Raw genomic sequence first — 21,084 nt, 5'->3', positions numbered from 1 at the left:
ATTATCCGGGGTACTTCCAATGTCGTTGCCCGCTCTGCTTGAACAGCGCTTGCGCCTGCCCGTCGTGGCGGCGCCCATGTTCCTGATTTCCAATCCACAACTGGTGCTGGCCTGCTGCCGCAATGGCATTGTCGGCAGCTTTCCGGCGTTGAACCAGCGCGAAAGCAGCGGCTTCAAGGCCTGGCTGGAAGAAATCGAAGCAGGCCTGGCGCCCCTGGAAAATCCGGCGCCCTACGCGGTAAACCTGATTGTTCATCACAGCAATCCGCGACTTCAGGCCGACCTGGCCATCTGCATCGAACACAAGGTGCCGATTGTCATCACCAGCCTGGGTGCGGTGAAAGAGCTGGTGGACGCGGTGCACGGTTACGGCGGCCTGGTGTTCCATGACGTGACGACCCGACGGCATGCCGAGAAAGCCGCCGAAGCCGGTGTCGATGGCCTGATCGCCGTAGCCGCCGGCGCAGGCGGACACGCCGGGACCTGGAGCCCGTTTTCTCTGATTGCCGAGATCCGGCAGTTTTTCGATAAGACCGTGCTACTTGCGGGATGCCTGAACCACGGCCATCAGATTCTGGCCGCACAATTGCTCGGCGCGGATCTGGCCTACTTCGGGACGCGTTTTATCGGTACAAGCGAAAGCCACGCACCTGACGCTTATAAAGAGATGTTGCTCACATCCAGAGCCGCAGACATCGTGCATACTCCTGCGGTATCCGGGGTGCCGGCGAGTTTCATGCGCCAGAGCCTGGAGAACGCCGGTTTCGATCTCGCCGCCCTGCAGAACAAAGGCGAGGTGGATTTTGGCTCGAAACTCAAACCGCTGAACGACGAAGCCAAGGCCTGGAAAACCGTATGGTCCGCAGGCCAGGGTGTGGGTGAAATCGATGATTTGCCCAGCGTCGATCAGTTGGTGGCGCGCCTGGATGAAGAATACCGTCAGGCACAAGCCCGGGCGGCGCAGCTTGGCGGGCAATGGCCCCGCTGAAGCAGCCCGAACAAACAACTACCTAACTTTCAGAGACAAGGATGCCGGGCATGAGCGAAACCCGTTTCAACATCGTATTCGACGGCGGCCTGATGCCGGGCGTCGATACCACCACCGCCAAACTCAACCTCGCCGAGCTGTTCAAGAGCGACGTCGCCGCCATTGAACGACTGTTCACCGGTCGCAAGGTGTCCCTTAAAAGCAACCTGTCCCAGAACGAGGCGCAGCAGTACCTGGAAGCCCTCAACAAGAGCGGAATCGATGCCAGGATCGAAGCCGAACCCGTCGTCCAACTGAGCCTTGGCGAAGTACAGGACGCGCCACGGCAACCGAGCGGACGCCATCCCGATTCGATCGTCGAGCCAGCCTCGCCCTACGCGCCTCCCCGCGCCGAAGTCGGTGAAGCGCTTGCCGAGTACAGCACGCTCAAACCCTTCAGCTTCGACGGACGTATCGGGCGTCTGCGCTACCTCGCCTGGACCATGGTATTGACCCTGGCCATACTGCCTTTGGTCGGCGTGGGCTTCTGGCTAGCCACGGCCTGGTTGCTGGCCTCCGACTCGATCGCGGGACTCATCGTCGGCGGCCTGCTCGCCGCCGTCGTCGTGCTTGCCTTTGCCTTCGTGAGTATCCAGTTCAACGTCCAGCGCCTGCATGATCTCGGCTGGTCGGGGTGGTTGTGGCTGATTAACCTGGTTCCCTTCGTGGGCAGCATCTTCCCGTTCATCCTCATCATCGCTCCAGGCAATACCGGCGCAAACCAGTATGGCCCGCCACCACCGCGCAATACCACGGCGGTCAAGTTGTTGGCCTCGCTCTGGCTGGTAATGATCGTCTTGATTTTCGTGGCCACGTTTGCAGGCATCTTCGGAGCCCTTCAGGAAGACTACGACAGCAGCAGCCTGAGCAGCTACGAAAGCAGCGAGTCCAGCAACGAAACCGCTGAAGAGCCCGCCGCTGAGGCAGCCGAGCCCGCCCCGCCTTCTGTAGACTATGAAGCAGAAGAGGAACAATAAGCGCGCTTCATGCCGGTGACAGCCCAGTCATTTGGCGGCGGGCTGTTGCGATGGAGAACTGCATGACCCGTTACGCACTGATCACTGGCGCTTCCAGCGGTATCGGCCTGGCCATGGCCGAAGCGCTGGCCCGGCGCGGCCGTAACCTGATACTGGTGGCTCGACAGCGTGATCGGCTGGAAAGTATTGCAATCGAACTGACTCAGCGGTTTGGCGTGGAGGTATTGTTCCGGGCTTGTGACCTGGGCGAACCGCTGAGGCTTTCCGGCTTCCTGCTGGAACTGGAGGAAGGCGAGCGGCAGATCGATCTGCTGGTCAATTGCGCTGGCATCGGCACCAGCGGGCCGTTCCTGGGCCAGGACTGGATGACCGAGCAGGACCTGATCGAAGTCAACATCCTCGCCCTGACACGGCTTTGTCACGCCATCGGTAATAGCATGGCGCTGCTCGGCGGCGGCCAGATCCTCAACGTTGCCTCGATCGCAGCATTCCAGCCTGGTCCCTGGATGAGTACTTACTACGCCAGCAAGGCCTATGTACTGCACTTCTCCGAAGCCTTGCGAGTTGAATTGAAGAAATGCGCGATCAAGGTCTCGGTGCTTTGCCCTGGTCCGACCCGGACCGGCTTTTTCTCCAAGGCGCAAATGGACGAACAGAAACTCATCGACAGCAAGTTGCTGATGAGCCCGGAGGAAGTTGCCCTGTACGCCGTGCGCGCACTGGACAAGAACCGCGCCATCATCATTCCCGGACGCCGCAATCGCTGGCTGGCCGCGCTGCCGCGATTGGGATCGCGATGGCTGGTCCGGACCATCGCCGGCGTGATCAACAAGGCTTATTGCCCGCGCTGATCCCTTCACGTTGAACAACCAGGCGCCTCAACCGGAGCCTTCATGATATTGGACCTCGACAAACCCAACGGAGAAAGCAGCTGTGGATACTCTGTTTACCAAGATCATCAACCGGGAAATCCCGGCAAAGATCATTTACGAGGATGACCAGGTACTGGCCTTCCACGACATCGCCCCGCAGGCACCCGTGCATTTTCTGGTCATCCCGAAAAAACCGATCCGCACGCTCAATGACCTCGCCGAAGAAGACAAGGGCCTGGCCGGGCACATTCTGTTCACTGCCCAGCGCCTGGCGCTGGAATTGGGCTGTGAAGAAGGTTTTCGCGTGGTGATGAATTGCAATGAACTGGGCGGGCAGACGGTCTATCACATTCATATGCATGTGCTGGGTCAGCGCCAGATGAACTGGCCACCGGGCTGATACCCCTGACCCAACGCAAATCTTCGGCGGCCGATTGGGTTAAACTGGCCGCTGTGATTTTTCCCGGAGGTAAGCATGACTACCCAACGTCACTACTCGCCGATTGACCGTCTGTTGCTGCAAGCCGATACCGCGATGCGCACCCTGCTGCCCTTCAGTGGCCAGCCGTACCGCCCATCACCGGCTATCGTGCAACCGGACGCGCAACTGAGTGACGAGCAAACCCGCCATGTCGCCGGATTGATGCGTATCAACCACACCGGCGAAGTCTGTGCCCAGGCGCTGTATCAGGGCCAGGCGCTGACAGCAAAGCTGCCCCAGGTGCGTGAGGCAATGGAGCACGCCGCCGAGGAAGAAATCGATCACCTGGTCTGGTGTGAACAACGCATTCGCCAGCTGGGCAGCCACACCAGCGTCCTGAACCCGCTGTTCTACGGAATGTCATTCGGGATCGGCGCCGTCGCCGGCCTGATCAGCGATAAAGTCAGCCTCGGCTTCGTTGCAGCGACCGAGCATCAAGTGTGCAAGCACTTGAATGAACACCTGGAGCAACTGCCGGCCGAGGATGAAAAGTCCCGGGCGATCCTCGAGCAGATGCGCGTAGATGAAGAACACCATGCCGAGAGTGCGCTTGATGCCGGCGGCTTCCGTTTCCCGGCCCCGGTGAAGTTCGGCATGAGCCTGCTGGCCAAGGTCATGACCAAGAGCACTTATCGGATTTGACGGTGGTTGGATAGCCATCCTCATTCCACGCAAATAGAAAAGGCGACTTCCAGTGGGAGTCGCCTTTTTTCTTTAGCTCAGGATTTCAATGCGGCGAATTGCGGGTTTCGCCATTGAGATCGACTCAACCCAATTCGATGATTTCATAATCGTGGGTGATTTCGACTCCGGCGGCACCGAGCATGATCGAAGCCGAGCAGTATTTCTCGGCGGACAGTTCGATGGCCCGCTTGACCTGGGCTTCCTTCAAGGCTCGCCCCTTCACCACAAAGTGCATGTGGATCTTGGTAAATACCTTTGGATCTTCGGTGGCACGCTCCGCTTCCAGGAAGGCTTCGCAGCTTTCGACGGCCTGGCGGGATTTCTTGAGGATGCTGACCACGTCGAAATTGCTGCAACCGCCTACGCCCAGCAGGAGCATTTCCATCGGCCGAACACCCAGGTTCCGACCACCGGCTTCTGGCGGGCCGTCCATGACGACCACATGACCACTGCCTGACTCACCGAGGAACATGGCTTCGCCAGCCCATTGGATGCGTGCCTTCATCGCCAAGACTCCACTGTTAAAAAAGGGTCGCCAGCTTAGCACAGCACCTCGCCCTGACTGCTCTCCGTCTTAGGAAGCTCGTCCTGTCAGTCTGTAGGTAAATTCTCGAATCTATTAAGGACGCCTCTGTTAAGCTGGCGCCAACTCGATGGCGTATGGCCAGCTTTTATCGATAGCCATTCGCCTCCATAAAAATCAAACCACTACACCGCGCAGTCTTTCGGGATACAACCATGGTTGCCATTACTCCCACGTTCAAGATCAAGAATCTCGACAAACTCTTGATGCATTGTCAGCGTCGCCGCTATCCAGCCAAACACAACATCATTTGCGCAGGAGAACGTTCCGACACGCTGTTTTTCATCATCAAGGGCTCGGTCACTATCCTGATAGAAGATGATGACGGTCGAGAAATGATCATCGCCTACCTCAACTCCGGAGATTTCTTCGGCGAGTTGGGGTTGTTCGAACAGGCGGGCAAGGAGCAGGAGCGCAGTGCCTGGGTGCGAACCAAGATTGAATGTGAAGTTGCGGAAATCAGCTACACCAAATTCCGAGAACTGTCCCTGCAAGACCCGGACATTCTTTACGTCCTCAGCGGACAAATCGCACAGCGCCTGCGCAATACCACCCGCAAGGTCGGTGATTTGGCATTTTTCGACGTTACCGGACGTGTCGCACGTTGCCTGCTGGAATTGTGCAAGCAGCCCGATGCCATGACCCACCCGGACGGCATGCAGATCAAGGTGACCCGCCAGGAGATTGGCCGGATTGTCGGTTGCTCGCGTGAAATGGTCGGTCGCGTACTCAAGGACCTGGAAGAGCGCAACCTGGTCAGCGTCAAAGGCAAGACCATGGTGGTGTTCGGAACGCGTTAAGCCCCCAGCAGCTGGGTCAGCCGTTCCCGGTACAGCGCCTCGAGTCGCGCCACCGCGTGAGGCGCCGGGAATTTTTCGTACAAGGCAATGTGGCTTTCGGCCCGCACTCGCTGCTCCAGGCCACAGGCTTCATTGAAGCGATTGACCGCCGCGACCATGGACTCGCGCTCGTTCTCCAGCAACAGCGCACCATGGACCAGACCCACCGGACGTTGGCCACCCTTGCTCTGGCGCCAGCGCTGAGCGGTGCCGACCATTTTCCGGCCGTCGAGGTTGACGTTGAAGCGCCCGTCGCAAAAGGCCCCTTCCACTTCTCCCAGCGAAGCCACCCCGCCCAATTCATCCAACAACTGGCAGATGGGGTCGCACAACCGGCGATACCCGGTTTCGATACGGCCGTGGTCGCCTTCGCTGCGTGGTGGGGCGTAGACCAGGGCGATATTGACGGTGGCGGCCGACTGCGGCACCGGCTCACCGCCGGTTTCGCGCAGCAGGACTGGCCAGCCGTGGGCGGCCGATACTTCACAGGCGTGTTCGAACCCTGGCAGGCGACTCAAGCGCCGCGGCATGACCAGCGCGCGATCATTGGGTTGCCAGAACAGCAGGCTGAACTCGGCGTCGCCCGCGCAGATGCTGGCCAACAGGTCCTGTTCGGCTTGCAGGCCAGCTTCGACGGTGAGGGAAATCACTGGCGACATGGATCAGTCCAGCGTCGAGCCGCTCACCGGCAGGCCTCGTTCAGGAAAGAACAGTCGCTGCAATTCCGCCCCCGGGTTCTCGGCTCGCATGAATGCCTCGCCCACCAGGAACGAGTACACATCGCTGACTTCCATCAGCTCGACATCGGCCCGGTTGAGGATGCCGCTTTCGGTGATGACCAGGCGATCGCGTGGAATGCGCGGCAACAGGTCCAGGGTGGTTTCCAGGCTGACTTCGAACGTGTGCAGGTTGCGGTTGTTCACGCCGACCAGTTTGGTATCGAGGGTTTTCAAGGCTCGCTCCAACTCGTCGCCATCGTGGACTTCCACCAGGACATCCAGCCCGACACTCTTGGCCACGGCCGCCAACTCGGCCATTTTCACGTCATCCAGGGCGGAAACGATCAACAGCACGCAATCGGCGCCCAGCGCCCGAGCCTCGACGATCTGATACGGGTCGATCATGAAATCCTTGCGGATCACCGGCAGCTTGCACGCCGCCCGCGCCTGCTTCAGGTAGTCGTCGGCGCCTTGGAAAAAGTCGACGTCAGTCAGCACCGAGAGGCAGGTCGCACCGCCTTTCTCGTAGCTGCGTGCGATGTCGGCTGGAACGAAGTGCTCACGGATCACGCCCTTACTGGGAGAGGCCTTCTTGATTTCGGCAATCACCGCCGGCTGTTTTTTCTTGGCCTGATCGATCAGAGCCTGGGCAAAACCGCGCGGCGCATCCGCTGAACGCGCCAGGTTTTCCAGCTCGGCCAGACTGACGCGAGCACTGCGCTCTGCCACTTCCTGGGCCTTGCGAGCCAGAATTTTTTCCAGAACCGTTGGCACGCTCATCCTTCGTTCTCCACTTTGAATACGGCGGTAAATGCACCCAACTCTTCGAGTTTTTCCCTGGCCAGGCCAGTGTGCAGTGCATCATGGGCCAGTTCCACGCCTTGCTTGAGGCTGCTGGCGTGGTCGGCGGCGTATAACGCAGCGCCGGCATTGAGCACGATCATCTCAGCGGCTTTCTGGCCGTTCTCGGTCTTGCGGCGACCCAAGGCATCGCGAATCAACTCCAGCGACTGGGCCGGGCCATCGACCGCCAGGCCGTGCAAGCTCTGGCTCTTCATGCCGAGGTCTTCAGGTTCGACCCAATACTCGCTGATCTGATCATTTTTTAGTTCGGCCACGAATGTGGGCGCCGCCAGGCTGAATTCATCCAGGCCATCTTTAGAATGGACTACCAGCACGTGCTTGCTGCCCAGGCGTTGCAGAACTTCTGCCAACGGCCGGCACAACGCCAGGCTGAACACCCCAACCACCTGATGCTTCACACCGGCCGGATTCGTAAGCGGGCCGAGCATGTTGAACAGCGTACGCAGGCCCAGGTCACGGCGCGGCGCGGCAGCGTGTTTCATGGCGCTGTGATGGGTCTGGGCAAACATGAAACCAATGCCGACATTGTCGATACAGCGCGCGACTTGAATCGGCGTCAGGTTCAGGTAGATGCCGGCCGCCTCCAGCAGGTCGGCACTGCCGCTCTTGCCCGAGACTGCGCGGTTGCCGTGCTTGGCAACGGTGCAACCGGCCGCCGCGACCACAAACGACGAGGCAGTGGAAACGTTGAAGATATTGGCGCCGTCACCACCGGTGCCGACCACATCGACCACACCGTCCAGCGTCTTGAGTTCGACCTTGTCCGCCAGTTCGCGCATCACCGACACGGCGCCGACGATTTCATCGATGCTCTCGCTCTTCATGCGCATGGCCATCATGAACGCGCCGATCTGCGCATCCGTGCATTGGCCGGTCATGATTTCGCGCATCACGTCGCGCATCTCGTCGGTGCTCAGGTCGAGATGGCCGACGATACGGCTCAGGGCTGTCTTGATATCCATGAAAAGTCCTTAGCGCGTGCCGCCGGTTTGTTTGAGGAAGTTGGCGAACAGCTCGTGGCCCTGCTCGGTGAGAATAGACTCGGGATGAAATTGCACACCCTCGATATTCAATGTCTTGTGGCGCAGCCCCATGATTTCATCCACCGAGCCGTCTTCAAGCTGGGTCCAGGCCGTCAGCTCCAGGCAGTCAGGCAGCGTTTCGCGCTTGACGATCAAGGAGTGGTAGCGGGTGACGGTAAGCGGACGATTGAGTCCCTCGAACACACCCTTGTCCTCGTGGAATACCGGGCTAGTCTTACCGTGCATGACTTGTCGGGCGCGTACCACATCACCACCGAACGCCTGGCCGATCGACTGATGTCCCAGGCAGACGCCCAGGATCGGCAGCTTGCCGGCGAAATACTTGATGGCCTCGATGGAAATGCCCGCTTCGGTCGGCGTGCACGGGCCGGGGGAAACCACGATGCGCTCAGGCTTGAGGGCTTCGATTTCGGCGATGGTCAGTTCGTCGTTGCGCACGACCTTGACCTCGGAGCCCAGCTCGCCAAGGTATTGCACAACGTTGTAGGTAAAAGAGTCGTAGTTATCGATCATCAGCAACATGGCGTAAGCAACCTATTGAATTCACTGACTTTAAACACAGCCTTCAGAGAGTGACCCGCACGCTGCTGCGCTTGGCGAGGCGATTGATGCCCCGGCGAAGCGGTTCTACAGCGGGTGAAGAAGGCAAATCGGTACAGGTCCGGCGAGGCCGGCGGAGATTGTTCAGGCGCGCCAACGCCAACGGGCGTGTGCCTTGATCATTTGATCCAGAAGTTTGCTGACAATCGACACAGGGAAAGTCTCGTTCATACGTTCCGGCACAGTAGCTTAGCTGGGCGGAGCACGCAATATGACCGTTCTCGAAGGGCTTTGAAACAATCGCGACGTTCCGGATAGATGGCAAAACGCCGAAAGTTTTTGGTACTGTCGTTTCGTTTTCTAACGACAATAAGATAAAAACGGACTTTGCCATGATAAAGAAGACGCTGTTCGTACCGATTGCCGGTTGCTTACTGGCAATGGCCTGCGCCCAGGCGAGCGCCGCCCCCAACCCGTACTCCAAATTCATCGTGTTCGGCGACAGCCTCAACGACGCTGGCCAACTCGCCGACCCGAACGGCCCGCCCGGCTCGACCGCGCGCTATACCAACCGGACCGGTCCGATCTATGCGGACGGCAGCGGTGAAGCCTATTCGGCCAACTCCACCCAACTGCTCGGTGGGCGCCTGGGCTATTCCGCCGACGAGACCGCTGCCTCCACTTCGGCGGTCCGCGCCAACGAAGGGCTGGCAGATGGCAATAACTGGGCGGTAGGCGGTTATCGTACCGACCAGATCCTCGAATCGATTACCGGTGTGTCCGATACCGGCGAGCGCAGCCGACCCGGCTACCTGCAATCCAATGGCCTGCGCGCCGATCCGAATGCGCTGTATTACCTTTCCGGTGGCGGTAACGACTTCCTTCAAGGCCGGGTATTGAACACCGCACAGGCGAACGCCGCCGCGGACCGCCTGGCCGACAGCGTCCAGGTACTGCAAACGGCCGGTGCCCGCTATGTGATGGTCTGGCTGTTGCCCGACCTGGGCCTGACCCCGGCCCTCAACGGCGGCCCCTTGCAGGACACCTTTTCGCAATTGGGCAATCAGTTCAACCAACAACTGATCACGCGCCTGCAAGGCATCGACGCCGAAATCATTCCACTGAACATTCCTCTTTTGCTGAAGGAAAGCTTCGCCGATCCAGCAAGATTCGGCCTCGCCACCGGCGAGAATCTCACCGCGACCTGCTTCAGCGGCAACGGCTGCACGGAAAACGCCACCTATGGCATCAACAGTGCCACGCCTGATCCCACCAAGCTGATCTACAACGACGCGGTCCATCCAACCGAAACCGGGCAAAAACTGATCGCCGACTACGCCTTTTCCCTGCTCGCGGCGCCCTGGGAGCTGACGCTGCTGCCGGAAATGGCCCACTCGACCCTGCGGGCTCACCAGGATGAGTTGCGCAGCCAGTGGCAATCGGACTGGGAGGACTGGCAGGCGGTCGGCCAGTGGCGAGCCATCGTCGCCGGTGGCGGCCAGCATCTGGACATGGACAGCCAGGGCAGCGGCGCCAGCGCCGACGGCAGCGGCTACAGCCTCAACGTCGGCGGCAGCTATCGCCTCAACGAGGCTTGGCGCGTAGGTGTCGCCGCCGGTCTCTACCGCCAGGACATGGAGGCAGGCCATAACGATTCGCAGTACAAGCTCAACAGCTACCTGGCCACCGCCTTCGCCCAGTTCCAGCAAAACCGCTGGTGGGCCGATGCGGCGCTGACCGGCGGCAAGCTGGATTATGACAACCTGGAGCGCAAATTCGACCTGGGCGTCAACGAAGCGCAGGAGAAAGGCGACACGGACGGCCATCTCTGGGCATTCAGCACGCGGGTGGGCTACGACATCGCCCAGCCGGGCAGCGAATGGCATCTCTCGCCGTTTGTCAGCGCTGATTATGCGAAGGTGGAAGTCGATGGCTACTCGGAAAAGAGCAACCGCTCCACGGCCCTGACCTTCGATGACCAGACCCGCGACTCGAAACGCCTGGGCATTGGCTTGCAGGGCAAATACAACATCACCCGGCAGACCCAGGTGTTTGGCGAATATGCCCACGAACGCGAGTACGAAGACGACACGCAAAAGGTCAACATCGCCCTCAACAGCCTGCCGGCCAATGACTTCACGCTGGAAGGCTATACGCCACAGAGCCACCTGAACCGCCTGAGCCTGGGGGTCAGCCACAAGTTGACCAAGGACCTGGCGCTGCGGGGCGGCTATACGTTGCGCAAGGATGATGACATGACCCAGCAAGGGGTGAGCCTGGGGGTCAGCCTGGACTTCTGATCGAGGAGAGCCTGTGGGAGCGAGCTTGCTCGCGATAGCGGGGTGTCAGTCGACCGATGGATTGAATAGGACGCCCTCATCGCGAGCAAGCTCGCTCCCACATTTTGATCGAGTTGCGTGAAGGAACTGTGGCGAGGGAGCTTGCTCCCTCGCCACAGTTGTTTGCTGCAGGCCTTCAGTCGCTGGAGGTCTGCTCGGCCAGCGCCACGGCGCGGAACATCGCCCGGCGTTTGTTCAGGGTTTCTTCCCATTCCAATGCCGGCACCGAGTCGGCGACGATACCGCCGCCGGCCTGCACGTGCAGTTCACCGTTCTTGATGACCGCGGTGCGAATGGCAATCGCGGTGTCCATGTTGCCGTTCCAGGCGAAATAACCCACGGCCCCGCCGTACACCCCGCGCTTGACCGGCTCCAGTTCATCGATGATCTCCATCGCCCGGATTTTCGGCGCGCCGGACAAGGTGCCCGCTGGCAGGATCGCCCGCAAGGCATCCATCGCGGTCAGCCCGGCCTTCAACTGGCCGGTAACGTTGGAAACGATGTGCATCACGTTGGAATAGCGCTCGATGACCATCTTCTCGGTGAGTTTCACCGAACCGATTTCCGAGACCCGCCCGGTGTCATTGCGCCCCAGGTCGATCAGCATCAGGTGCTCGGCGATTTCCTTGTCGTCCGACAGCAGGTCCTCTTCCAGCGCCCGGTCAGCCTCCTCCGTGGCGCCACGGGGGCGAGTGCCGGCGATCGGTCGCACGGTGATCAGGTTGTCCTCGACCCGCACCAATACTTCCGGCGAACTGCCCACGACATGGAAGTCGCCGAAGTTGAAGAAGTACATGTAGGGGGTCGGGTTGAAGCAGCGCAGCGCCCGATAGAGATCGATGGGCGCGGCCTTGAAGTCGATGGACATCCGTTGCGATGGCACCACCTGCATGCAGTCGCCGGCGAGGATGTATTCCTTGATGGTATCGACGGCCCGTTCGTAATCGTCCTGGGTGAAACTGGAGCGGAACACCGGGTCGGTCGCCGACTGCTTGCTGAAATCCAGGCCGGGACGCGGCGTGATCGGCTGACGGAGTTTTTCCAACAGCGTCTGCAGGCTTTTCTGTCCTTGCTCGTAGGCATCTTCCCGGGAAGGGTCGACCAGAACGATGGCGTGCATCTTGCCAGCGAGATTATCGAAGACCACGACGGCGTCGGAGACCATCAGCAATATGTCCGGCACGCCCAGCGGATCGGGGTTTGGACAAGCGCCCAGACGCTTTTCCACGTAGCGCACGCAGTCGTAGCCGAAATACCCCACCAGGCCACCATTGAAGCGCGGCAGGCCGGGGATGGTCGGCACGTTGTAGCGGGCCTTGAAGGTTTCAACGAACGCCAGCGGGTCTTCGACCTCGTGGCTTTCGATTTCGACACCGTCGTGGGTCACGCTGATGCGATGGTCATGGACCCGTAGCACCGTACGGCACGGCAGGCCGATGATGGAGTAACGGCCCCACTTTTCCCCGCCCTGCACCGATTCGAGCAGGTAGGAGTTGGGCTGGTCGGCCAGCTTGAGGTAGATCGACAGCGGCGTGTCGAAGTCGGCCAGGGTTTCGCAGGCAAGGGGGATGCGGTTGTAGCCGGCAGCGGCTAGACGCAGGAATTCTTCGCGGATCATGGGGTGCCTCGTGGCAAGAGGAGCTGACAGTCAGGTATGCAAACGCGCCGGATAACCGGCCAGGATCACGTCAGGCGCGCCAACGCCAGCGGGCCAGGGCCTTCATGACTTTCATCCAGAGTTTGCGAGTGACCACCACGATGGCGTTTCCAGAAGAGGATTGAACAGCGTCGGGCAACGTTATCTCAGCCGCCGGGTCCAGGCAACCGGGAATTAACAGACGCAAATCGTCGATCACCAGCGTCGGAAACTCTTCGGCTATGGGCCGGCCGTGGTTGTAGCCGTAACTCAGCGCTACGCATTTGACCCCTGCCGCCTTGGCCGCCAGCACATCACTGCGCGAGTCGCCGACGAACAAGGATTGGGAGGCCGGGATGTTGGCCATTTTCATCACGAAGAACAGCGCGGCCGGGTCAGGTTTTTTCTGCGGCAAGGTATCGCCGCCGATGATCCAGCGGAAATAACGGCCGATTTTCATCTGGTCCAGCAGCGGTGCGACGAAGCGTTCCGGTTTGTTGGTGATCAGGGCCATTTCCACGCCCTGCTGTTTCAGCCACTTGAGGGTGGACCGCACGCCGGGGTAGACCACTGTCAGTGGGTGATCGCCTTCGTAGGCTTCATTGAACAACCCCAGCGCCCGCTCGGCCTCGGCATCATCGACCCCTTGGGCGTCGATATCATTGGCCAGGGCCCGGCGCACCAACATCGGCGCACCGTTACCCACCCAGTGGCGCACCGAGTCGATGCCGGCGGGCGGGCGTCCGAGCTGGAGCAGCATACTGTCCACGGCCGCCGCGAGGTCCGGGACCGAATCGACCAATGTGCCATCGAGGTCGAACATCACCAGACGCGGCAAGCTGCCGGGGAACAGCTGCTCGAAGCCGCTCATGGGCGCGCCAGGGCCAGTTCGGCGCGCATTTTTGCAATCACCTCTTCGTAGTTCGGTGCGTTGAAGATCGCCGAACCCGCGACGAACGTATCGGCGCCGGCCGCGGCGATTTCACGGATATTGTTCACGTTCACGCCACCGTCGATTTCCAGGCGGATATCACGGCCCGAGGCATCGATCAGCGCACGGGCTTCGCGCAGCTTGTCGAGCGTACCCGGGATGAACTTCTGCCCGCCGAAGCCAGGGTTGACGCTCATCAGCAGGATCATGTCGACCTTGTCCATCACGTACTTGAGCACGTCCAGGGGCGTGGCCGGGTTGAACACCAGGCCGGCCTTGCAACCGCCCTCGCGGATCAACTGCAGGGAGCGGTCGACGTGCAGCGTGGCTTCAGGGTGAAAGGTGATATAGGTGGCACCGGCCTCGATGAAGTCACCAACGATGCGGTCCACCGGGCTGACCATCAGGTGCGCATCGATCGGCGCGGTGACGCCGTACTTACGCAGCGCTGCGCAGACCATCGGGCCGATGGTCAGGTTGGGTACGTAGTGGTTGTCCATGACATCGAAGTGCACGATGTCGGCCCCGGCGGCCAGAACGTTGTCCACTTCCTCACCCAGGCGGGCGAAGTCGGCGGAGAGAATCGACGGAGCAATAGCGAAGGGCTGCATGACGCACCTGTTTTGAGCGAAATCACGATGGCGCGCATTGTATACCTCCAGATTTGGCGCGCCCACCGTGACCGTCGATCAATACGCCGCGCGGTAGATCTTCTCGATATCGGCGGCGCTCAGTTGGCGCGGATTGTTGCGCATCAGACGCTCGATTCCCGCCGCTTCCAGCGCCATCGAGGGAATCACGTCCTCGGTCACGCCCAGGCCACTCAAGCCCTTGGGAATTTCCACGGCGGCACACAGCGCGACCATGGCCTCCACGGCTTCGTCGGCCGCTTCCAGATCACTCAGGTGAGCGGTCTTGAGGCCCATGGCTTCAGCGATGTCGCGCATGCGCTCGACGCAGGCCATTTTGTTCCACGTCATGACATACGGCAGCAACAAGGCGTTGGCGACGCCATGGGAAACGTGAAAGCGCCCGCCCAATGGATAGGCCAGCGCATGCACCGCCCCGACCCCGGCATTGCCGAATGCCATGCCGGCCATCAGGCTGGCCGTGGCCATGTCCTCACGGGCTTGCAGGTGCGCGGGGTTGGCATAGGCCTTGGGCAAGGCGCGGGTGATCAGTTTGATTGCGCCGATGGCCAGGGCATCGGTGATCGGCGAAGCATTCAGCGACAGGTAGGCCTCGATCGCATGCACCAGCGCATCGACGCCGCTGGCAGCCGTGACGCTGCGCGGGCAAGTGAGGGTCATCTGTGGGCTGACCAACGCCACGTCCGGCAACAGAAAATCGCTGACGATGCCTTTTTTCAGTTGCGCGGCCTTGTCGGAGAGGATCGCCACGTTGGTGACTTCCGAACCGGTACCGGCCGTGGTGGGGATGGCAATCATGGGCGGGCCTTTGCGCGGCACCTGGTCGACGCCGAACATATCCTGCAGCTCGCCGTGGTACCCGGCATAGACGCCCACGCACTTGGCGATGTCGATGGCACTGCCGCCGCCCAGGCCGATCAGGCCATCGTGACCGCCGTCGCGGTAGGCTTGCATGCAGTCCTCGACAATGGCGATTTCCGGGTCCGGCATGACCCGGTCGAAAATCTCGTAGTCGCGTCCGCCCAGGTGTTGCAGGGCCAACTCCACGGTACCGGACTTGACCAGCGCCGCGTCGGTCACGATCAGCGGATTGTCGACATCCAGTCGCGTCAACTCGGCGGCCAGTTGCTCGATGGCAGCGGCACCCGTGATCAGTTTATGGGCGATCTTGAATGAGGAAAGACTCATGTGCGCGGCCTCTTATTCGAGTATGGGCTGGCACAAGGATAGCTCGGTATTTAAGGTTGTCTTCCATTCAGCCCATGAATGCACCGCAAATCCATTGTGGGAGCGGGCTTGCTCGCGAATGCGGCGGAACATTCAATATAAATGTCGACTGACACACCGCTTTCGCGAGCAAGCCCGCTCCCACATTGGTTTTGCGTTGGGCCTCAGACCTGGGCAGTACGCAGCTTCTCGCTACGCCCACGCAACCACTCCAGGGTCAGCAGCAGGATCACCGAGAAAGCAATCAGCAAGGTCGCCGCCGCCGCGATGGTGGGGCTGAGGTTTTCGCGGATACCGCTGAACATCTGCCGTGGCAACGTGGCCTGCTCAGGGCCGGCCAGGAACAGGGTCACCACCACTTCATCGAACGACGTCGCGAAGGCGAACAGGGCGCCGGAGATCACGCCTGGGGCGATCAACGGCAGGGTCACCCGACGAAATGCCGTCAGTGGCGAAGCCCCGAGGCTGGCGGCGGCGCGAACCAGGTTGTGATTGAACCCCTGCAAGGTCGCCGACACCGTGATGATGACGAACGGCACACCCAACACGGCGTGGACCACGATCAGCGAGAAGAAACTGTTGCCCATCCCCAGCGGTGCGAAGAACAGGTAGCTGGCAACGCCGATGATCACCACCGGCACCACCATGGGTGAAATCACCAAGGCCATCACCAGCGCCTTGCCTGGGAAGTCACCGCGAGTCAGGCCAATGGCCGCCAGCGTGCCAAAGATCATCGCCAGCAAGGTCGCCGCCGGGGCCACGATAATGCTGTTCTTCAACGCCCGCATCCATTCCGCCGAGGCGAAGAAATCGTGGTACCACTGCAGCGAGAAGCCTTGCAGCGGGTACACCAGGAAGCTGCCGGAGTTGAACGACAGTGGAATGATCACCAGCACCGGCAGGATCAGGAACAACAGGATCAACCCGCAGAGTATGCGCAGACTGTAGAACCACACCCGTTCGATGGGGGACATGTAAGGACTCACCATTTTCGATCTCCCCTTAGCTCAGGCGCAGGCGACTGGCGCCCACCAGCCAGCTGTAAATCAGATAAAGCACGATGGTCGCCAGCAACAGCAGCCCGCCGAGCGCCGTGGCCATGCCCCAGTTGATGCTGGTGTTGGTGTAGAACGCGACGAAGTAGCTGACCATCTGGTCGTTCGGGCTGCCCAGCAGCGCCGGCGTGATGTAGTAGCCGATGGCAAGGATGAACACCAGCAGGCAACCGGCGCCGACACCGGCATAGGTCTGCGGGAAGTACACCCGCCAGAAACTGGCGAACGGATGGCAGCCCAGGGAAATCGCCGCTCGCATGTAGGTGGGCGAGATACCTTTCATCACGCTGTAGATCGGCAGGATCATGAACGGCAGCAGGATATGGACCATGGAGATGTAGACACCGGTGCGGTTGAATACCAGTTCCAGGGGCTTATCGATGACGCCCATGGCCATCAGGCCACTGTTGATCAGGCCGCCCGACTGCAGCAGCACGATCCACGCGGCGACTCGCACCAGAATCGAGGTCCAGAACGGTAGCAACACCAGGATCATCAACAGGTTGCTTTGGCGCGACGGCAGGTTCGCCAGCAGGTAGGCCAGCGGATAGGCCAACACCAGGCAGATCGCGGTGATCACCAGGCCCATCCAGAACGTACGGGTGAAAATATCCAGGTAAATCGCCTGGTCGGGGGTGGCCGGGGCCAGTTCGCCGAGGTCATCGATGCGGTGATCGACGGCCGCCAGCAGGTAATACGGGGTGACGTCACTGGTGTTGCGGCGAATCACCTGCCAATACGCCGGGTCGCCCCAACGCTCATCGAGGTTTTCCATGGCTTCTTTATAGGAAGCCGGCTCGGTGGCAAACGGCAACGCCCGAGCAGTCTTGGTCAGCAGGCTGCGATAGCCGGCCAGTTCCATGTTCAAGCGCTTGGACAAGTCGCCCAGGGTCTGATTCTTGCGGGCTTCGGCCAGGTCTTCACTGGCAGCCTTGTACACCGGCTCGCCCGGCAAACCGCGTCCGTCCCAGGCCGCGACGGCAGCGACGGTGCGGGGCATGGCGCCCACCACTTCCGGGTTGCTGACGCTTTTGAACAGCAGCGCCACGATCGGCACCAGAAACACCAGCAACAGAAACAGCACCAGCGGCGCGATCAAGGCCTGGGCCTTCCAGCGGTTGACCCGCTCGGCACGCTTGAGCCGCTGCTTAAGGGTGGGGCTGGTGCCCGCGTTCAGTGGAACGGCGATGGCCATGGCGAACTCCGCAAATCTTTTTATCGTTACAGGGGCGGCGGACCGCCTCTGTTCTTTTGAAACACCCGAGTTGATGCAGGAACCTGTGGGAGCGAGCTGGCTCGCGATGGCTGCGGCACACTCAATACTGAGGTGCCTGACAGACCGCTATCGCGAGCAAGCTCGCTCCCACATGGATCTCATCCGGTTTCAGACCGTCGAGTTACTTGGCCGCCCAGGAGTTGAAACGCTGCTCCAGTTGCTCACCGTTGTCAGCCCAGAAGCTGACGTCGATCTGCACCTGGTTGGCGATGTTTTCCGGGGTGGTCGGCATGTCTTTCAGGACATCCTTGGCCAGCAACGGCACAGCCTGGGTATTGGCCGGGCCGTAGGCGATGTTTTCCGAGTAGGTTTTCTGCTGCTGCGGTGCCACCGAGAAGGCGATGAATTTCTTCGCCGCTTCGGCACGGGTCTTGTCCAGGCCGCGCGGGATGGCCCAGGCGTCGAAGTCGTAGATGCCGCCGTTCCACACCACTTTCAGGTTGCTTTCTTTCTGTACCGCAGCGATCCGGCCGTTGTAGGCCGAGCTCATGACCACGTCACCGGAAGCCAGGTATTGCGGCGGCTGGGCGCCGGCTTCCCACCACTGGATGTTTGGCTTGAGCTCGTCGAGCTTCTTGAACGCACGATCCTGGCCATCTTTGCCAGCCAGCACCTTGTAGACGTCTTTCGGCGCTACGCCGTCGGCCATCAAGGCGAATTCCAGGGTGTACTTGGCACCTTTACGCAGGCCGCGCTTGCCCGGGAATTGCTTGGTGTCCCAGAAGTCCGCCCAACTGGTCGGCGCGGTCTTGAGTTTGTCGGCGTTGTAGGCCAGCACGGTCGACCACACGAAGAAACCTACGCCGCAAGGCTGAATGGCACCCTTGACGTAATCCTCGGCCTTGCCGAACAGGGCCGGATCGAGTTGCTCAAACATGTCCTCGTCACAACCACGGGACAATTCCGGGGACTCGACTTCCACCAGGTCCCAGGAAACGCTCTTGGTATCGACCATGGCCTTGACCTTGGCCATTTCGCCGTTGTACTCGCCAGCCACGATCTTGCCGTTGCCGGCCGCTTCCCACGGTGCGTAGAAGGCTTTGACCTGAGCCGCCTTGTTCGCCCCGCCGAAAGACACCACGGTCAGGTCCGGGCCCGCCGCCATCGCGCTTGCCGTACCCATCATGCCCAGTGTCAGGGCTGTGAACTTCAGGGATCTCAACATTTATTGTTCTCTCCACGTGCAGGGTTGGTGTTGGTACAGCAGGGGGCGATCAATTCGCCTCTAAAAGGGGATCGAGCGCACGCACATGCTCGACTTGCCAGCCAAGCGGAACCACGTCCCCGACGGCGAGCGCGGGATCGAGCTCGGCAATCGGCTGTTTCACGAAGAAGTCGTTCTTGCCGCAGACTTCCAAGCGAACCCGGACGTGGTCGCCCAGATAGATGAATTCCGCCACCCTCCCTGAGAAGCGGTTGACACAGTGTTCGCTGACGCCGTTGAGGCTCACCCGTTCCGGACGGATCGACAGGGTCACCGGCTCGCCGGGCTGGCCGACGTTCACCGCCAGGGCCTCGACTTTCTCGCCGCGCGCCAGCTCCACCAGGCAACGATCGCCAGTGTGGCTGTGCAGGCGACCGTTGAGACGGTTGTTTTCGCCGATGAAGTTGGCGACGAAGGTATTTTTCGGCTCTTCATACAGGGTGCGCGGTGGGGCGATCTGCTGGATTTCGCCCTGGTGGAATACCGCCACGCGGTCGGACATGGTCAAGGCTTCGCCCTGGTCGTGGGTCACGTAGACCACGGTCACGCCAAGGCGCTGATGCAGGTGCTTGATTTCCATCTGCATGTGTTCGCGCAATTGCTTGTCCAGCGCACCAAGAGGTTCATCCATCAGCACCAGCTGCGGCTCGAACACCAGCGCCCGGGCCAGGGCCACCCGTTGTTGCTGGCCGCCGGACAATTGCGCCGGGTAGCGTTGGGCGAAGCTGTCCAGCTGGACCATGCTCAGGACGCGCTTGACCCGATCGCTGACGTCGCTCTTGTTCAGGCCTCGCACGGTCAACGGGAAAGCGAGGTTCTCGGCGACAGTCATATGGGGGAACAAGGCGTAGTTCTGGAACACCATGCCGATGTCGCGCTTGTGTGGTGGCACATTGTTGATCGAGCGCCCGGCCAGCAGGATCTCGCCGGCGGTTGGGGTTTCAAACCCGGCGAGCATCATCAGGCTGGTGGTCTTGCCGGAGCCTGAAGGCCCGAGCAGGGTCAGGAATTCGCCTTTGCGAATGTCCAGGTTAAGGTCTTTGACGATCAGGTTCTCGCCGTCGTAGCTCTTCTGCACACCACGAAAGCTGACCAGCACATCGCTGGCCCCCGCGCTTGAATCGACCTGGCTCATACCCGCACCTTTTGTTTTGATGACTGCTTGTGAATCAAGCCTAGTGGAGCCTGGGGTCCGCGCAAATCGGGACGCAGGAGAGAATCGCCTCAGCCGGATGGAAGAGTCGGGGTAGGGATTTCCCTACAAGGATGGCGGGATTGGGTAAATGCAGCGGCGAGTTTTAAGCGGCAAGCTGCAAGCAGGGGCAAAAAGCGCTGTTGGGGTGTGTCGCAAATGGATATGCCAACACAAAACCCAGGGGGAATGGTGAAGTTCAGAGCAACTTGTGCTCCATCGCATATTTCACCAACTCCGCCAATGAGGTGATGTTGAGCTTTTGCATCAGCCGCGCCTTGTGGGTGCTGATGGTCTTGCTGCTCAGGGCCAGTTGCTGGGCGATGTCGTTGACGTTGGCGCCCTGGGCCAGGCGTTCGAAGACTGAGAACTCGCGCTCGGACAGCAGCGAGTGCAGCGGACGCGCGTCGGTCAGGCCGACTTCGAAGACCATACGGTCGGCCAGGTCCGGGTCGATGTAGCGCCCGCCGGCCGCGACCTTGCGAATCGCCATGAGCAGCAGGGCCGGGTCGCTGTCCTTGGTCGCGTAGCCAGCGGCCCCTACTTTCAATGCACGGGCGGCCATTTGCGCCTCGTCATGCATCGACAGCACCAGGATGGCCGGTGGATTGTTCAGCGCCCGGATCCGTGGGATCGCCTCCAGCCCGTTGACACCGGGCATGGAAATGTCCAGCAGCACCACTTCGCAGGGCACGTGACGCAGGGTTTCGAGCAATTGTTCGCCATTGCTCGCCTCTCCCACCACCACCAGATCCTTGGCCAGGCCGATCAACTGTTTGATGCCTTCCCGGACGATGGTGTGGTCTTCGGCTACCAGTACACGGATCACATTGCTCTCCAGATTCAGGGGCTCATCGCAAACGTGTTCGCAATGGCTACTTTACGCTCTACATCCTTGCCAACAGATCCATCGCTATCGCGAGCAAGCTCGCTCCCACATTGGAT

The 21,084-nt window shown here is 60.6% G+C and carries 21 protein-coding genes; 7 read left to right on the top strand and 14 right to left on the bottom strand.

The features are described from left to right. The first annotated feature begins 19 nt into the window (after positions 1-19). From AB4N80_RS08255 to coq7, 5 genes are all read left to right on the top strand, one after another. Entirely contained in the window at positions 20-988 is a 969-nt protein-coding gene (locus AB4N80_RS08255) for an NAD(P)H-dependent flavin oxidoreductase (RefSeq protein ID WP_122566708.1), read from the top strand. A gap of 50 nt (positions 989-1,038) precedes the next feature. Then, the gene (locus tag AB4N80_RS08250; RefSeq protein WP_122566707.1) at positions 1,039-2,004 is read left to right on the top strand and encodes a DUF805 domain-containing protein; all 966 of its coding nucleotides are present in this window, start codon (positions 1,039-1,041) and stop codon (positions 2,002-2,004) included. Positions 2,005-2,066: 62 nt separating this feature from the next. Next, positions 2,067-2,855 (top strand): SDR family NAD(P)-dependent oxidoreductase, encoded by a 789-nt coding sequence (locus tag AB4N80_RS08245; protein ID WP_122566706.1) that lies wholly within the window; start codon positions 2,067-2,069, stop codon positions 2,853-2,855. Between the two features lie 82 nt (positions 2,856-2,937). Further along, positions 2,938-3,276, top strand: a complete 339-nt coding sequence (locus AB4N80_RS08240; RefSeq protein ID WP_003206124.1) for a histidine triad nucleotide-binding protein — start codon at positions 2,938-2,940, stop codon at positions 3,274-3,276. Between the two features lie 75 nt (positions 3,277-3,351). Beyond that, positions 3,352-3,999 (top strand): 2-polyprenyl-3-methyl-6-methoxy-1,4-benzoquinone monooxygenase, encoded by a 648-nt coding sequence (gene coq7 / locus AB4N80_RS08235; RefSeq protein ID WP_060740380.1) that lies wholly within the window; start codon positions 3,352-3,354, stop codon positions 3,997-3,999. A 124-nt stretch (positions 4,000-4,123) separates the two neighbouring features. Here the strand turns inward: coq7 and AB4N80_RS08230 are convergent, their stop codons facing one another. After that, a complete protein-coding gene (locus AB4N80_RS08230; RefSeq protein WP_003206127.1) occupies positions 4,124-4,546 on the bottom strand; it encodes an OsmC family protein in 423 nt (140 codons plus the stop codon). A 233-nt stretch (positions 4,547-4,779) separates the two neighbouring features. On the opposite strand from AB4N80_RS08230, the gene crp reads away from it, so the two are divergent. Beyond that, on the top strand, positions 4,780-5,424 hold the full coding sequence (gene crp / locus AB4N80_RS08225; protein WP_122566705.1) for a cAMP-activated global transcriptional regulator CRP: 645 nt from the start codon (positions 4,780-4,782) through the stop codon (positions 5,422-5,424). On the opposite strand, the gene AB4N80_RS08220 is transcribed toward crp, so the two are convergent. The 4 genes from AB4N80_RS08220 to AB4N80_RS08205 are packed head-to-tail and all read right to left on the bottom strand — an operon-like array spanning position 5,421 to position 8,611. Then, on the bottom strand, positions 5,421-6,122 hold the full coding sequence (locus AB4N80_RS08220) for a lipoate--protein ligase family protein (protein ID WP_354336693.1): 702 nt from the start codon (positions 6,120-6,122) through the stop codon (positions 5,421-5,423). The genes crp and AB4N80_RS08220 overlap by 4 nt on opposite strands. Positions 6,123-6,125: 3 nt before the next feature. Further along, on the bottom strand, positions 6,126-6,962 hold the full coding sequence (gene trpC, locus AB4N80_RS08215) for an indole-3-glycerol phosphate synthase TrpC (RefSeq protein WP_122566703.1): 837 nt from the start codon (positions 6,960-6,962) through the stop codon (positions 6,126-6,128). Beyond that, positions 6,959-8,008, bottom strand: a complete 1,050-nt coding sequence (gene trpD / locus AB4N80_RS08210) for an anthranilate phosphoribosyltransferase (protein WP_122566702.1) — start codon at positions 8,006-8,008, stop codon at positions 6,959-6,961. The genes trpC and trpD overlap by 4 nt, the downstream gene beginning before the upstream one ends. A gap of 9 nt (positions 8,009-8,017) precedes the next feature. Next, positions 8,018-8,611 carry an aminodeoxychorismate/anthranilate synthase component II gene (locus tag AB4N80_RS08205; protein ID WP_018928869.1) on the bottom strand — a complete coding sequence of 198 codons (594 nt, stop codon included), beginning with the start codon at positions 8,609-8,611 and terminating at the stop codon, positions 8,018-8,020. A gap of 410 nt (positions 8,612-9,021) precedes the next feature. Between AB4N80_RS08205 and estP the strand changes: the two genes are divergently transcribed. Beyond that, entirely contained in the window at positions 9,022-10,929 is a 1,908-nt protein-coding gene (gene estP, locus AB4N80_RS08200; RefSeq protein WP_460081477.1) for an esterase EstP, read from the top strand. Positions 10,930-11,104: 175 nt separating this feature from the next. Here estP and trpE read toward each other — a convergent pair whose 3' ends face one another. From trpE to AB4N80_RS08155, 9 genes are all read right to left on the bottom strand, one after another. Further along, positions 11,105-12,586, bottom strand: coding sequence for an anthranilate synthase component I (gene trpE / locus AB4N80_RS08195; protein WP_460081474.1), 1,482 nt, complete (start codon positions 12,584-12,586; stop codon positions 11,105-11,107). Positions 12,587-12,656: 70 nt separating this feature from the next. Continuing rightward, positions 12,657-13,475, bottom strand: a complete 819-nt coding sequence (locus tag AB4N80_RS08190; RefSeq protein ID WP_122566699.1) for a phosphoglycolate phosphatase — start codon at positions 13,473-13,475, stop codon at positions 12,657-12,659. After that, complete coding sequence (gene rpe, locus AB4N80_RS08185) at positions 13,472-14,146, bottom strand: ribulose-phosphate 3-epimerase (protein WP_122566698.1); 675 nt, start codon at positions 14,144-14,146, stop codon at positions 13,472-13,474. The genes AB4N80_RS08190 and rpe overlap by 4 nt, the downstream gene beginning before the upstream one ends. A gap of 78 nt (positions 14,147-14,224) precedes the next feature. Then, complete coding sequence (locus AB4N80_RS08180; RefSeq protein WP_122566697.1) at positions 14,225-15,373, bottom strand: iron-containing alcohol dehydrogenase; 1,149 nt, start codon at positions 15,371-15,373, stop codon at positions 14,225-14,227. Between the two features lie 203 nt (positions 15,374-15,576). Next, positions 15,577-16,401: an ABC transporter permease gene (locus tag AB4N80_RS08175; RefSeq protein ID WP_122566696.1), complete on the bottom strand. Its 825-nt coding sequence runs from the start codon at positions 16,399-16,401 to the stop codon at positions 15,577-15,579. 13 nt (positions 16,402-16,414) lie between these two features. Beyond that, the gene (locus tag AB4N80_RS08170) at positions 16,415-17,662 is read right to left on the bottom strand and encodes an ABC transporter permease (protein WP_122566695.1); all 1,248 of its coding nucleotides are present in this window, start codon (positions 17,660-17,662) and stop codon (positions 16,415-16,417) included. Between the two features lie 202 nt (positions 17,663-17,864). Further along, complete coding sequence (locus AB4N80_RS08165) at positions 17,865-18,908, bottom strand: ABC transporter substrate-binding protein (RefSeq protein WP_122566694.1); 1,044 nt, start codon at positions 18,906-18,908, stop codon at positions 17,865-17,867. Between the two features lie 49 nt (positions 18,909-18,957). Further along, the gene (locus AB4N80_RS08160) at positions 18,958-20,082 is read right to left on the bottom strand and encodes an ABC transporter ATP-binding protein (RefSeq protein ID WP_122566693.1); all 1,125 of its coding nucleotides are present in this window, start codon (positions 20,080-20,082) and stop codon (positions 18,958-18,960) included. Between the two features lie 256 nt (positions 20,083-20,338). Continuing rightward, positions 20,339-20,968, bottom strand: coding sequence for a response regulator (locus tag AB4N80_RS08155; RefSeq protein WP_122566692.1), 630 nt, complete (start codon positions 20,966-20,968; stop codon positions 20,339-20,341). Positions 20,969-21,084 lie beyond the last annotated feature (116 nt).

The sequence above is a fragment of the Pseudomonas sp. H3_A02 genome, assembly GCF_054671965.1.
Note: the sequence above shows the minus strand (reverse complement) of the source record. Positions and strands in the feature narration are given on the sequence as shown.

Bases quoted from the DNA above. Each gene is read 5' to 3' on its own strand.
- AB4N80_RS08190 (WP_122566699.1), bottom strand. From the start codon at position 13,475: ATGAGCGGCTTCGAGCAGCTGTTCCCCGGCAGCTTGCCGCGTCTGGTG.
- trpE (WP_460081474.1), bottom strand. From the start codon at position 12,586: ATGATCCGCGAAGAATTCCTGCGTCTAGCCGCTGCCGGCTACAACCGC.
- AB4N80_RS08245 (WP_122566706.1), top strand. From the start codon at position 2,067: ATGACCCGTTACGCACTGATCACTGGCGCTTCCAGCGGTATCGGCCTG.
- AB4N80_RS08250 (WP_122566707.1), top strand. From the start codon at position 1,039: ATGAGCGAAACCCGTTTCAACATCGTATTCGACGGCGGCCTGATGCCG.
- AB4N80_RS08205 (WP_018928869.1), bottom strand. From the start codon at position 8,611: ATGTTGCTGATGATCGATAACTACGACTCTTTTACCTACAACGTTGTG.
- AB4N80_RS08165 (WP_122566694.1), bottom strand. From the start codon at position 18,908: ATGTTGAGATCCCTGAAGTTCACAGCCCTGACACTGGGCATGATGGGT.
- AB4N80_RS08220 (WP_354336693.1), bottom strand. From the start codon at position 6,122: ATGTCGCCAGTGATTTCCCTCACCGTCGAAGCTGGCCTGCAAGCCGAA.
- AB4N80_RS08170 (WP_122566695.1), bottom strand. From the start codon at position 17,662: ATGGCCATCGCCGTTCCACTGAACGCGGGCACCAGCCCCACCCTTAAG.
- AB4N80_RS08160 (WP_122566693.1), bottom strand. From the start codon at position 20,082: ATGAGCCAGGTCGATTCAAGCGCGGGGGCCAGCGATGTGCTGGTCAGC.
- AB4N80_RS08255 (WP_122566708.1), top strand. From the start codon at position 20: ATGTCGTTGCCCGCTCTGCTTGAACAGCGCTTGCGCCTGCCCGTCGTG.
- rpe (WP_122566698.1), bottom strand. From the start codon at position 14,146: ATGCAGCCCTTCGCTATTGCTCCGTCGATTCTCTCCGCCGACTTCGCC.
- AB4N80_RS08175 (WP_122566696.1), bottom strand. From the start codon at position 16,401: ATGGTGAGTCCTTACATGTCCCCCATCGAACGGGTGTGGTTCTACAGT.
- trpD (WP_122566702.1), bottom strand. From the start codon at position 8,008: ATGGATATCAAGACAGCCCTGAGCCGTATCGTCGGCCATCTCGACCTG.
- coq7 (WP_060740380.1), top strand. From the start codon at position 3,352: ATGACTACCCAACGTCACTACTCGCCGATTGACCGTCTGTTGCTGCAA.
- AB4N80_RS08180 (WP_122566697.1), bottom strand. From the start codon at position 15,373: ATGAGTCTTTCCTCATTCAAGATCGCCCATAAACTGATCACGGGTGCC.
- estP (WP_460081477.1), top strand. From the start codon at position 9,022: ATGATAAAGAAGACGCTGTTCGTACCGATTGCCGGTTGCTTACTGGCA.
- trpC (WP_122566703.1), bottom strand. From the start codon at position 6,962: ATGAGCGTGCCAACGGTTCTGGAAAAAATTCTGGCTCGCAAGGCCCAG.
- crp (WP_122566705.1), top strand. From the start codon at position 4,780: ATGGTTGCCATTACTCCCACGTTCAAGATCAAGAATCTCGACAAACTC.
- AB4N80_RS08230 (WP_003206127.1), bottom strand. From the start codon at position 4,546: ATGAAGGCACGCATCCAATGGGCTGGCGAAGCCATGTTCCTCGGTGAG.